Source organism: Photorhabdus sp. RM322S (assembly GCF_042879395.1).
GTDB lineage: Bacteria > Pseudomonadota > Gammaproteobacteria > Enterobacterales > Enterobacteriaceae > Photorhabdus > Photorhabdus khanii.
The window spans coordinates 14,717-26,847 of record NZ_JBHFKW010000007.1 but is presented as its reverse complement, the minus strand read 5'-3'; the positions used below and the strand labels follow the sequence as shown (position 1 = coordinate 26,847).

The following is a 12,131-nucleotide window of genomic DNA, read 5'->3' as shown; positions in this document are numbered from 1 at the left end:
TGCAAATGGTATCAATTAAGTTGCGCCGCAAGTTTTTGTTCCGCAAAATGCTCAATCACTGGAAATTTAGCCATGATAATATAACGCGTTTTTACATCGCACCACACCGCGTTATACAGAGATAACCGTTTGAATAATATAAAAATAAATTATTTCGTTATCATTGTTATCGCTCTTTTTTCTGCCGCCATTATCAGTCTGAACATCAGTTGGCCGAATAAACAGCAGGAGCAGATTAACAGGATCATGACCAGGGGAGAGCTACGGATTAGCACAATCAGCTCACCTCTGATTCATCTTACAAGTAAAAAAGAACCCAATGGGTTTGATTACGAGCTGGCGAAACGCTTTGCAGATTATCTTGGCGTTAAATTGGAAATCAAATTCAGAACAAATCTCAACCAGTTATTTGACGATCTGGAAAAGGGTGACGCTGATTTTTTGGCTGCCGGTCTTACCTATAATGAAGAGAGACTGGAGCAAGCCCGCACGGGTCCAGCTTACTATTCTGTTTCTCAACAACTGATTTACCGCAAAGGGACTCCACGTCCCCGCTCTTTTAAGGATTTGAAAGGCAAATTGCTGGTCACTTCCGGTTCAGCTCATGTCAGTACGCTGAAAAAGATGAAAGAAGAGCCTTACCCGGAACTTGGATGGGATGAGACACAGCAATACAACACCCGGGAATTACTGGAGCTGGTATCAGAGGGCAAACTGGATTACACCTTGGGCGACTCTATCAATGTCGCGTTGCAACAGCGTACTCACCCTAATCTAGCCGTCGCTTTTGATATCAGTGAAGATAATCCCCTGACGTGGTATTTAAAACGTATTGATGATTACAGCCTTTATGCTGCCATGCTGGATTTTTTCAGCCAGATGACGGAAGAAGATGTGATGCCACGGCTGGAAGAGAAATACTTTGGTCATGTCGGCTCATTTGATTATTTCGATACCCTCTCTTTTCTCAGTGCGATTGATCATATTCTGCCTACTTATCAGCCTCTGTTTGAGAAATACTCCGGTGAAATCAGCTGGCAACTACTGGCTGCAATTGCCTGGCAAGAGTCTCACTGGGACCCGCTGGCAACCTCTCCCACGGGTGTGCGTGGCCTGATGATGTTAACCAGCCCGACGGCTAAAGGATTAGGTGTTGTTGACCGTCTTGATCCAGAAGAAAGTATTAAGGGAGGCGCAATCTATTTGCAAAATCTGATGGAACGACTACCTGAAAACATCCCTAAAGATGAGCGAATTTGGTTTGCGCTGGCTGCTTACAATATGGGCTATGGTCATATGCTGGATGCCCGTAAACTAACGGCATCACAGAAAGGAAATCCCGATAGCTGGCTTGATGTAAAAGCCCGAATCCCCCTATTAAGCCAGAAAAAGTACTACACCAATACCACCTATGGTTATGCCCGTGGGCACGAGGCTTATCGCTATGTCGAAAATATCCGCCGCTATCAGCTTAGTTTAGTTGGCTATTTACAGGCCAAAGAAAACCGGAAGAAATTAATTTCCCAAACAGAAAAATCGAAAACAGAGTAAGCAATTGGCTGGCTGTAATAACACCCCATCCTGACTGGACGAGGCTTAAATCTGACTCAAGCCTCAGTAAGCAGAAACGGCGTATTAGCTTTCTTCCGGCTGTTTTCTGGCGGCTTTTAATGCCTTATGTTGCTCCCGACGTTGTTTAAAAAAAGTACTCAACATCGTGGAACACTCTTCAGCAAGTACGCCGCCTGTAATTTCAATCTGATGATTCATACCGGGATGGCGCAATATATCAATCAAAGAACCGACTGCACCTGTTTTCATATCATTGGCACCATAAACCAGTCGCTGTATCCGGCTATGCACCATAGAGCCGGCACACATAGTGCAAGGTTCAAGAGTGACATATAACGTGGTATTCAACAGACGATAATTTTGTAACTGCTCTCCCCCTTTTCGTAACGCAATAATTTCAGCATGAGCAGTGGGATCATGCTTAATAATGGACTGATTCCAGCCTTCAGCAACGATTTTATTATCAGTGACCAATACAGCACCGACAGGTATTTCCCCCTGCTCCCACGCTTTCATTGCCTGTTCCATTGCCTTCCGCATCCAATATTCATCACTATATATTTCAATCACTGCGGTATCTCATTTCATTATATCAGAGGCAATTATAACGATTTATTTTACCTATTTTCCAGATATATTTACTTATCATTACACGGGTAACATATATTCGAGACTATTTGATATATTCCCCATAGCTATATTTTATATTATTTCTAAACAGCATTTAATTCACATTAATATATTTAAGAATAAAAAAACAAAGCCGGAATAAATCCGGCTTATTATTTATCTCCATATATTAATTAATAACCGATTGCAAAATAGTCTCCATATACATAAGTATCACTAGCAGACAACTTGATTTCAGTTCCATAAGCATTAATAGTTCGCGCAGCAACCCAAGCAACAAAACTATTCAATGTTCCGTTAGGTGCTGCCGACATCGGAAATACCCAATCACCAACCGGTGTTATAAAAACTTTCAGACAACCACGTTTAAAAGGTACTGGTAAAATTACCTTGTTCATAGTTAATGGAGTAAAATTATGTCTTCCCCATTGAAATATTAATCCCCCAGGTAATTGTTGATAACCGTTATGTGATAGCTGACCAGGAGATTGTTCTTTCATGTAACACTGCAACGAATCAGTAAACGTCTTATTAAGCGTTTCTAGATCGCCATTATCCAGAACATCTTTCCCACATTGTGTGGACATAAAATTAGCCACAACAGATGCTATTGTGGACGACTGACGTAATGCCTTATTTAATACATGAGTGGTCATCTCCCCTGGTGGAAATCCAGTTTGCAAATTAGGATATTCTTCATATCTTTCTTGACTCACGACATTAGCGTTATTACTGGTAGAAAAAGCTTTAAAATCATTCTTATTACTCATTTATCATCCCCACAGAAAAATAACGGATATTATTTACGAAAAGTCTATTCACATGAAAATTTCCAAATACAAAGCTAACATAAGCATATAAACAATCAATAAACTGATTTTAATAATGATGTCATTAAAGAGAATACAATAGAATATTATTATAGTTTAATGCAATCAATTGCCACCTATAAATACAAATGACTTTATTTAGGGAAATACTCAGATCATTTCATTGATTTTGGTTTTATTAATGATAACACAATCAGTCATATATAAAATAAATCGACCCCACATCAGAAATAATAAAATATTACTCACCTTCATATAGTGAACATATTCAACCCAATAAAATAATTTAAGGCAATAGTCATCCACATTAACAACAATATAATTTCGGGTATAAAGTCAGTCTTAAGGATGGATTTTTTAGCATGGAAACTATTGAAGATAATTTACAAAAGGAAAACATTAATGACTTGAGTATATTTCCAATTACAAGATGTTAAACTATTTATTACCATCTTCTATACATAAATAATTAACCTCTTAAGCTATAATATAATTCTTCCATTCTTTTTTTAGACTAGACTCTATGATTGAAATTAATCGTGACAAATTACCTGTGGCATAATTCAACATATTAATTACAAAAGAATATTATTTAATTTGAGGAAAACATATGAGTCAAAAAAATGATTTTAAAGCTTTTTCTACCAGTAATAACGCTAATGTCGTGAGTCAAGAAAGATATGAAGAAAGTCTAAGTTTATATACTGGATTTCCACCAGATAATGTTCCCACTCACTTGTTAAATAAAGCATTACGTCAATCGTCAACCATATCATCTGTCGTGGCTAATTTCATTGCAACGCAATCTGGCGAAGATGTTCTTGATGATGGGGATACAGTGAAACTCACCGCCCAATTAAATAGAGCGTTAGAGCAAAAAATTATAACTAAAATTTCCTATTCCGCATTAGAAAAAGCACAAAACGGCGCAGATATTCCTGATAAAAATGAGTTTGTGAAAAACTTAGGTTTAAAAGAAGCCGCGAAACGAGAAGTGGGAACGGATATTAATCAAATTCCAGATATGTCGTCTTTCACCGCAAACTTGACTAGTTCTGGTTGGCAAAAATTACCTTCAGGTTTAATTGAAACATGGGGATTTGTACTAGCTAACGGCTATGGTTCTCTCGAAGCTGGATATTTAAATAATTTCCCAATACCATTTCCGAACGCATGCTTAAATATTACGTTAACTCATGGTGGTTATAACCCCCAAGACTCCGGAATATGTTCAGTACACGTAATCAGTCGGAGTCAGTTCCGATGTTATAGAAGTCCTACTAATCATATTCCTCCTGTTGGCGTCTATTTTAGGGCAATAGGCTATTAATTAAAAATAACTAATTTACTATGATGATTATTTAATTAAAATTGGCAGAAAATCATGAACAATAAAAACTATGTATTCAGTGAATTAAATAAAGCATTTTATCCGATATCATTACAACAGGATTATATTGAAGCAGGTTCATGGCCAAATGATCCTATATCCGTAACTGATGATATATTCTATAAATTTTCAGGAATTCCCCTTATAGGAAAAACACTTTCCTCTGGCGAAGATGGTCTTCCTTGTTGGGAAGATATTCCATCTCCAACGAAAGAGGAATTGATCTCTATAACAGAAGCCCAAAGAGCGCAATTTATATTTCTTGCAAATGAGAAAATAACGCCACTTTCTGATGCTGTCGAACTTGATATAGCAACAAATGAAGAAGCACTATTGCTCAAAGAATGGAAAAAATACCGCGTGATGCTTAATCGAATTGATACTTCAAAAGCACTGGAAATAGACTGGCCAATTGCACCATTATCATAATTGATAAAAAGGCCGGGATTCAGGCAGAACCCGGTCTTTATTATTTTCTTATTGTATTATTTCTAATACTACAGCAATAAATATTCTGTTATCATCCAAACTATTCTCCATACGATATTAGCGACCTTGTTCGTTATTGAAATTTACCTTCCATAGAAAACTTAAAAACATAAATTATTTAAGATAGTTCCTATAAGAAAAAATTAATTATTATTAAGAATATAAAAAACAATTAATCCCACAAGTTATAAAGGGCAGATTCGACTAATAAATGCAAATAGTTTAGATGTATTTCAGATTACAAAATATTAAAATACTTATTACCACCAATTATATAAAAATAGTTAACCCTATAAGTTATAAGAATATTCCATTATTATTTTTTCTAACTAAACTATAGCTGACGTGAATAGGGAAAAATTATTTTTATAAAAATTCACTATATTGCTTATAAAATGCAGTGCTTAATTGGAGAAAAATATATGAGTCAAAAGAATGATTTTAAGGCTTTTTCTATTAGTGAAAATGCAAATATAGTGAAGCAAGAAATATATGAAAAAGAGCAAAATTTGCAAACTGGGTTTCCAACAGGAAATATTACCGCTGAACTATTAAATAAGGCATTACGTCAATCGTCAACCATATCCACTGTCGTCGCTAATTTTATCGCAACACAATCTGGCGATGATGTTCTGGATAATGGGGATATAGACAAACTCACCGCCCAATTCAAGAAAGCCTTAGAACAAAAAAACACAACAGAAATTCGCGATGCCTCATTAACAGAAAAAGGAATTATTCAGCTTACAGACCAAATAGGCACCAGTAATACACTCGCTTCAACTCAGAAGCTTGTTTCTGATGTAAATGATAATGCTAATAATCGACTGGCAAAAGACCAAAACGGCGCAGACATTCCTAATAAAGCTGAGTTTATAAAGAACCTTGGTTTATCAGATTCAACAAATATAACAATAGGGAATGGTGAAAATCAGGTACCTAATATGTCGTTTTTCACCTCTAGCCTAAATCAGGTCGGATGGCAAAAATTACCTTCGGGTTTAATTGAAATGTGGGGAATAGCATCAGTTAAAGGCAATGCTTATGCCGAACCTGGTACTTTAAACAACTTTCCAATCCCATTCCCGAATCAATGTCTCAACGTCACGTTAACTCACGTTGGTAACGCCCCTCAACATGCTGGCACATTTTCAATAATGATGGTCAATAATACCCAATTCCAATGTTTTAGCAGTATTCCAAATTTACAAATTCCTGTAGCAGCATTTTATAGAGCCATAGGGTATTAATATGAATGATAAAAACTACGTATTTAGCGCATTAAATAAAGCATTTTATCCGCTATCATTACAGCAGGATTACATTGCAGCAGGCTCATGGCCAAATGACCCTTTACCTGTAACTGATGATATATTTAATGAATTTTCGGGAATACCTCCCGCAGGAAAAATACTTTCCTCTGGCGAAGATGGTCTTCCCTGCTGGGAAAATATTCCTCTACCAACGAAAGAAGAATTGATATCTATTGCGGAAATCCAAAGAAAGCAATTTATATCTCTCGCAAATAAAAAAATAACGCCGCTTGCCGATGCGGTAGAACTTGATATAGCAACAGATGAAGAAATGCTATCACTTAAAGAATGGAAAAAATATCGTGTGATGCTCAACCGGGTTGATACTTCAAAAACACCAGAAGTTGACTGGCCAATTACGCCACTATCGTAATTAATAAAAAGACCGGGATTCAAGTAGAACCCGGTCTTTATCATTTTGTTATTGTATTATTGCCAGCACTATAGCAGCAAATATTCTGTTATCATCCGAACTATTCTCCATACGATATTAGTGACCACGAACATTATTGAAATCTACTTGCCATAATAAATCTTTCAATAGAAAAATTATTTAAGGCAGCTTCTATAAAATAAGCATTAATTACTTATATAGTATCGAATTATTTACTACTAAAAACATACAAAAATCATTAACACCATAATTTATAAAAACATTTAATTATTATTTTTTATCCTTAAACTATAAGAATCAGTAAATTATCCTTACAATAATTTAAGATATTACTATAAACCCACTATTAAATATTAGGAAAATTGATATGAGTCACAAGAATGATTTTAAAGCATTTTCTATTAAAGATGGTGCTAATGTGGTGGATCAAAATTTATATGAAAATAGTCCAGAGTTGCAGACTGGGTTTTCACCAGACGGTTTTATCACCCATATATTAAATAAGGCATTACGTCAGTCATCAACAATATCATCTGTTGTAGCTGATTTTATTGCGACAGAATCTGGCAGTGATGTTTTGGATGATGGTAATATCACCAAACTCACGGCACAATTAAATAAAGCATTAGAACAAAAAATCACAACAAAAATTCCTGATGCCTCATTAACACAAAAAGGTATTGTTCAATTCACAGATATCATTGGCAATAGCAATACACTCACAGCAACTCAGAAGCTTGTTTCCGATGTAAATGATAATGCTAACGGCAGATTGGCCAAAAACCAAAATGGTGCAGATATTCCCAATAAAAATGAGTTTGTGAAAAATCTCGGTTTATTGGAATTATTATTCGCAGGTACTCCTCTGTTTACACAAGGGGATAATTTCATGACTTTTAAAATTCCATTTTTGAATGGATTAAAGAGAAAATATCTCTTATTCCAGTCTGTATATGTAAAGGCTCCACATTTAGCTAACGAGGGGCAATTCACTATCACATACCCAATTGCATACTCTTATGAACCTCATGCTATACTTTCAAGTATGGGTGGATATATCAGTGGCGGCAACTATGGTGAAGGAGCTGATATATTAAAAATCAATAAAGAAAATCTAGTAATAATATCACATTGGCAGTATCGCAATACAACCTTTCCGCCTGTACGCATATTTGTAGTAGGGATATCAGATAATTAACTTTCAACATTCATAGTTGTTATCTATCCCAGATTTTAGAATTATCTCGATAAAGCATCGGCATTTGATTGGTCAATTCTGCCATTATCGTAATTAACAAAAAGGCCGGGATTAGGATAGCGCCCGGTCTTAATTATTTTATTATTGCTAATACTACATCAGTAAATATTTTGTTATAATTAGAACTATTCTCCCCCACGACTTGTTAACCCATGAGATATTGGTGACCTTGCACGTTATTGAAATTCCTTATATAGCTAACCGGATAATAAAACTCATACATAAAGGTTTTCTAAGGTAGAAAAAATCTCATGTGTTATGGTTTTGGGTTGCCAGATTTGGTTTTTCAATGTAATTTATACCGTATAAAAATACAATAAGTGTGTAATAGTAAGAAATTAAAACTGACGATAACACACTGGTATAAAATGAAAAATAAACTAAGTTATTAAAATGTCGTTATTAATCAAAAAAAGCTGTATCAATTGTGATATGTGTGAACCCGAATGTCCCAATCAGGCTATATCAATGGGAGATAAAATTTATGAAATCGATGCTGATCGTTGCACTGAATGCATCGGTCATTATGATGCTCCAACTTGCCAGTCAGTCTGTCCGATAAACAATACCATTATTACCGATCCAGACCGCCAGGAAACAGAAGAACAACTGTGGGATAAATTTGTGCTATTACATCATGCCGATAAAATCTGAAATTAACTTTCCAGAATAACTGTCGCGCAGGCGTAACGACGCTCATCAGCCAATGTGACATGCAAAGAGGTTACTCCCAGTTTCTGTGCTAATTCTGCGGCTGCACCATAGAACCGCAAAATGGGTTTTCCCAAATCATCGTTAAGCACTTCAAACTGGTTAAATGCCAGCCCATTACGGATACCGGTTCCCAACGCTTTTGCTGCCGCTTCTTTTACCGCAAAACGTTTAGCCAGAAAACGAACCGGTTTTTCATGTTGCTGATATTTCTGCCATTCTGATTCACTGAGAATGCGTTTTGCCAGACGCTCACCTGAGCGTCCGACAACACCCTCAATACGGGCGATTTCAACAATATCTGTACCTAACCCAATAATAGCCATTAACGGCGAGCTTTCCGTATCTCAGTTTTCATATCTGCCACAGCAGCAGCCAAGCCGCTGAATACCGCACGCCCGATTATTGCATGACCAATATTCAGTTCATAAATTTCCGGCAGAGCCGCAATACGTTGTACGTTATGATACGTTAGTCCATGACCCGCATTAACTTTCAGTCCCTTGCCAGCAGCATAAGTAGCAGCTTCTTTAATACGCTGGAACTCTTTTTCCTGTTCTATTTCACCTTCTGCATCAGCATAAGCACCTGTGTGAATCTCAATAAACGGTGCACCAACCTCACTAGCAGCATCAATCTGCTGGTGATCCGCATCGATAAATAACGAAACAAGAATACCCGCGTCAGATAAACGCTTAATCGCCTCAACCACTTTATCTTTTTGACCAATAACATCTAAACCCCCTTCTGTTGTTATTTCCCGACGTTTTTCAGGCACCAGACAGCAAAATTTAGGTTTAAAGTGACAGGCAATATCCAACATTTCATCTGTCACGGCCATTTCAAGATTCATCCGGGTCTGGATAGTTTCATTCAGCAGTTCAACATCCCGATCAGTAATATGACGGCGATCTTCACGCAAATGAATAGTAATCCCATCCGCACCCGCCTGCTCTGCAATAAAAGCAGCCTGAATAGGGTCCGGATAAACTGTGCCACGAGCATTACGCACTGTCGCAATGTGATCGATGTTAATACCTAACAATACCTCAGCCATATTTATCTCCTGTAGTTATATAGAATGGTAACAAGTTTACACTTTCCATTATGAAGAGAAACAAATTCATTAGTTTTCTTTCTCTTCAGGCTTTTTACATACAAACTGCCGAAATAACTCACGACTTTTCAGAGGCTTGCCACCAAGATAAGGTTTTAGAGCAATACGGGTGAAACGCTTTGCTGCTTTTAATGTTACCAAATCAGGGAATTCACGGGCTGCCAATGATTTTAATTCACGCCCAGTAAAACTGTAATGATCAACAACCAGACTGGCGATAAATCCTTTTTCTTCTCTATAACGGTAAGTCATCGTATCGTCCACAGGTTCGCCACTTCCTACACAATGAAGATAATCAACGCCGTAACCAAGATTTGCCAGCAGCGCCAGCTCAAACCGGCGTAATGCATGTTCCGGTGTATATTCACTGGCAGCAAGAATCTGCAAACATTGGAGATAATCAAAGAATAAAGCAGGATAAGCCGTCCCCGGTTCAAGCACTCTTGACAGCAATTCATTGATATATAAACCGCTGTACAACACGCTGCCGGTAAGAGGAAGGGCTAGAGAGATAGGATCGGCATCACGCAGCGTCTTAATTGCCCCCCGCCCACTCCAACGAACCAGTAACGGGGTAAATGGCTGCAAGCAGCCTTTAAGATTGGAACGACGGCTGCGCGCACCTTTTGCCAACACGCTGATCCGCCCTTCATTTTCAGTAAACAGATCCAGCAACAGGCTGGTCTCACTGTAAGGACGCCCATGAAGAACAAAAACACGCTGCCAACCGTCCACAGGTGAGACCTTATTTCAAATCATCGACGTAACCCAGGCTACGCAGTGCCCGCTCGTCATCAGCCCAACCCGCTTTAACTTTAACCCACAGTTCCAAATGGACTTTAACATCAAACAATCTTTCCATGTCCTGACGGGCTTCAATACCAATCGTTTTAATTTTACTGCCTTTATTACCGATAACCATTTTCTTCTGGCTTTCACGCTCAACCAGAATTAAACCGTGAATCTTGTAATCACCACGCTCATTCACCACGAACTGCTCAATTTCAACAGTGACAGAATAGGGCAATTCATCACCGAGAAAACGCATGAGTTTTTCACGGATAATTTCAGACGCCATAAAACGCTGGGAGCGATCAGTAACATAATCTTCCGGGAAATGATGAGTTGCTTTCGGTATATGTCCACGCACAATTTTTGCGATCGTATCTACGTTCATACCTTTTTCAGCGCTCATCGGTACAACATCAAGGAAGTTCATCTGTTTGCTAAGGAAACCAATATGTGGCAACAAGGTGGCTTTATCCGTCACGTTATCTACTTTATTGATAGCCAGTAAAACCGGGCAATGCAAGCTACGCAGTTTATTCACAACCATTTCGTCATCGGCGGTCCAGTGAGTCCCTTCAACAACAAAAATGACCAGCTCCACATCACCGATAGAACTACTGGCCGCACGGTTCATCAACCGGTTAATCGCCCGTTTCTCTTCAATATGTAATCCAGGGGTATCTACATAAATGGTTTGATAAGCACCTTCAGTGTGAATACCCATAATACGGTGACGGGTAGTCTGTGGTTTGCGGGAAGTGATAGATATTTTCTGACCTAAAAGCTGATTCAGCAATGTGGATTTGCCCACATTAGGCCGTCCAACTATTGCAACAAATCCGCAATAGGTTTCTTGTTCGCTCATTCAAGCTCCAATTGTTTTAATGCTTGCTCGGCCGCAGCCTGCTCCGCTTTGCGGCGGCTGGAGCCTGTTCCTTTAACCGGCTGTTCGATACCACTCACTTGGCAGTGAATAGTAAATTCCTGGTCATGGGCTTCACCACGAACCATAACAACCAGATATGATGGCAGGGGCAGATGATGCCCTTGCAGATATTCCTGTAAACGGGTTTTCGGGTCTTTCTGTTTGTCGCCAGGGCTGATTTCATTCAAGCGGGTTTCATACCAACTGAGAATAATTCTTTCAATGGCCTGAATATCGCTATCAAGGAAAATAGCACCAATCAGCGCTTCAACCGTATCAGCCAATATAGATTCACGACGGAAACCGCCGCTTTTCAATTCACCCGGCCCTAAACGCAGACATTCACCTAATTCAAACTCCCTTGCCAATTCAGCCAAAGTATTACCACGCACCAATGTGGCGCGCATCCGGCTCATATCCCCCTCATCTACATGAGGAAAGCGATGATACAGTGCATTGGCAATGACAAAGCTCAGAATTGAGTCACCAAGAAATTCCAGCCGCTCGTTATGTTTACTGCTGGCACTACGATGAGTTAACGCTTGTACCAGCAGATCATGCTGATCAAAAGTGTACCCCAGCTTACGCTGCAATCTGTTAATTACGATGGGATTCATGTGCTACCAATATAGGTCAGAATTCGTCAAATAAAAACGCACACGCAACAGACCTGTTACAGGAAATTCTGACAAAACTGTTGCGTTTGCACTGGC

At 38.4% G+C, this 12,131-nt stretch carries 14 protein-coding genes; 7 read left to right on the top strand and 7 right to left on the bottom strand.

The features are described from left to right. Window positions 1-129: 129 nt before the first annotated feature. On the top strand, window positions 130-1,551 hold the full coding sequence (gene mltF / locus ACGF63_RS06380; protein WP_051477112.1) for a membrane-bound lytic murein transglycosylase MltF: 1,422 nt from the start codon (window positions 130-132) through the stop codon (window positions 1,549-1,551). Between the two features lie 84 nt (window positions 1,552-1,635). Here the strand turns inward: mltF and tadA are convergent, their stop codons facing one another. Both tadA and ACGF63_RS06370 read right to left on the bottom strand, forming a co-directional pair. Next, window positions 1,636-2,142, bottom strand: a complete 507-nt coding sequence (gene tadA / locus ACGF63_RS06375) for a tRNA adenosine(34) deaminase TadA (RefSeq protein ID WP_036843093.1) — start codon at window positions 2,140-2,142, stop codon at window positions 1,636-1,638. Between the two features lie 233 nt (window positions 2,143-2,375). After that, on the bottom strand, window positions 2,376-2,972 hold the full coding sequence (locus tag ACGF63_RS06370) for a hypothetical protein (RefSeq protein ID WP_051477111.1): 597 nt from the start codon (window positions 2,970-2,972) through the stop codon (window positions 2,376-2,378). Between the two features lie 670 nt (window positions 2,973-3,642). Here ACGF63_RS06370 and ACGF63_RS06365 point away from each other — a divergent pair. The 6 genes from ACGF63_RS06365 to ACGF63_RS06340 all read left to right on the top strand — a co-directional run bounded on the left by ACGF63_RS06365 (window position 3,643) and on the right by ACGF63_RS06340 (window position 8,530). Beyond that, on the top strand, window positions 3,643-4,362 hold the full coding sequence (locus tag ACGF63_RS06365; protein ID WP_387629585.1) for a phage tail protein: 720 nt from the start codon (window positions 3,643-3,645) through the stop codon (window positions 4,360-4,362). Between the two features lie 54 nt (window positions 4,363-4,416). After that, complete coding sequence (locus tag ACGF63_RS06360; RefSeq protein ID WP_387629582.1) at window positions 4,417-4,851, top strand: tail fiber assembly protein; 435 nt, start codon at window positions 4,417-4,419, stop codon at window positions 4,849-4,851. Window positions 4,852-5,333: 482 nt separating this feature from the next. Continuing rightward, window positions 5,334-6,161 (top strand): phage tail protein, encoded by an 828-nt coding sequence (locus ACGF63_RS06355; RefSeq protein WP_387629579.1) that lies wholly within the window; start codon window positions 5,334-5,336, stop codon window positions 6,159-6,161. Between the two features lies 1 nt (window position 6,162). After that, window positions 6,163-6,597 carry a tail fiber assembly protein gene (locus tag ACGF63_RS06350; protein WP_387629577.1) on the top strand — a complete coding sequence of 145 codons (435 nt, stop codon included), beginning with the start codon at window positions 6,163-6,165 and terminating at the stop codon, window positions 6,595-6,597. A gap of 388 nt (window positions 6,598-6,985) precedes the next feature. Further along, window positions 6,986-7,816: a phage tail protein gene (locus ACGF63_RS06345; protein ID WP_241826115.1), complete on the top strand. Its 831-nt coding sequence runs from the start codon at window positions 6,986-6,988 to the stop codon at window positions 7,814-7,816. 453 nt (window positions 7,817-8,269) lie between these two features. After that, complete coding sequence (locus ACGF63_RS06340; protein WP_132353112.1) at window positions 8,270-8,530, top strand: YfhL family 4Fe-4S dicluster ferredoxin; 261 nt, start codon at window positions 8,270-8,272, stop codon at window positions 8,528-8,530. A gap of 2 nt (window positions 8,531-8,532) precedes the next feature. Here ACGF63_RS06340 and acpS read toward each other — a convergent pair whose 3' ends face one another. The 5 genes from acpS to rnc form a co-directional block, all read right to left on the bottom strand. Beyond that, window positions 8,533-8,913 carry a holo-ACP synthase gene (gene acpS / locus ACGF63_RS06335; protein ID WP_152962380.1) on the bottom strand — a complete coding sequence of 127 codons (381 nt, stop codon included), beginning with the start codon at window positions 8,911-8,913 and terminating at the stop codon, window positions 8,533-8,535. Then, on the bottom strand, window positions 8,913-9,644 hold the full coding sequence (gene pdxJ, locus ACGF63_RS06330) for a pyridoxine 5'-phosphate synthase (RefSeq protein WP_036843079.1): 732 nt from the start codon (window positions 9,642-9,644) through the stop codon (window positions 8,913-8,915). Before pdxJ ends, acpS begins: the two co-directional genes overlap by 1 nt. A gap of 69 nt (window positions 9,645-9,713) precedes the next feature. After that, a complete protein-coding gene (gene recO / locus ACGF63_RS06325; RefSeq protein WP_036843078.1) occupies window positions 9,714-10,439 on the bottom strand; it encodes a DNA repair protein RecO in 726 nt (241 codons plus the stop codon). A 10-nt stretch (window positions 10,440-10,449) separates the two neighbouring features. Next, on the bottom strand, window positions 10,450-11,358 hold the full coding sequence (era, locus tag ACGF63_RS06320; protein ID WP_036843076.1) for a GTPase Era: 909 nt from the start codon (window positions 11,356-11,358) through the stop codon (window positions 10,450-10,452). Then, window positions 11,355-12,035: a ribonuclease III gene (gene rnc, locus ACGF63_RS06315; protein WP_036843075.1), complete on the bottom strand. Its 681-nt coding sequence runs from the start codon at window positions 12,033-12,035 to the stop codon at window positions 11,355-11,357. Before rnc ends, era begins: the two co-directional genes overlap by 4 nt. Between the last annotated feature and the right edge of the window lie 96 nt (window positions 12,036-12,131).

Coding starts and splice junctions, on each gene's coding strand:
- ACGF63_RS06370 (WP_051477111.1), bottom strand. CDS start 2,972: ATGAGTAATAAGAATGATTTTAAAGCTTTTTCTACCAGTAATAACGCT.
- ACGF63_RS06365 (WP_387629585.1), top strand. CDS start 3,643: ATGAGTCAAAAAAATGATTTTAAAGCTTTTTCTACCAGTAATAACGCT.
- ACGF63_RS06360 (WP_387629582.1), top strand. CDS start 4,417: ATGAACAATAAAAACTATGTATTCAGTGAATTAAATAAAGCATTTTAT.
- ACGF63_RS06355 (WP_387629579.1), top strand. CDS start 5,334: ATGAGTCAAAAGAATGATTTTAAGGCTTTTTCTATTAGTGAAAATGCA.
- ACGF63_RS06350 (WP_387629577.1), top strand. CDS start 6,163: ATGAATGATAAAAACTACGTATTTAGCGCATTAAATAAAGCATTTTAT.
- ACGF63_RS06345 (WP_241826115.1), top strand. CDS start 6,986: ATGAGTCACAAGAATGATTTTAAAGCATTTTCTATTAAAGATGGTGCT.
- ACGF63_RS06340 (WP_132353112.1), top strand. CDS start 8,270: ATGTCGTTATTAATCAAAAAAAGCTGTATCAATTGTGATATGTGTGAA.
- acpS (WP_152962380.1), bottom strand. CDS start 8,913: ATGGCTATTATTGGGTTAGGTACAGATATTGTTGAAATCGCCCGTATT.
- pdxJ (WP_036843079.1), bottom strand. CDS start 9,644: ATGGCTGAGGTATTGTTAGGTATTAACATCGATCACATTGCGACAGTG.
- era (WP_036843076.1), bottom strand. CDS start 11,358: ATGAGCGAACAAGAAACCTATTGCGGATTTGTTGCAATAGTTGGACGG.
- rnc (WP_036843075.1), bottom strand. CDS start 12,035: ATGAATCCCATCGTAATTAACAGATTGCAGCGTAAGCTGGGGTACACT.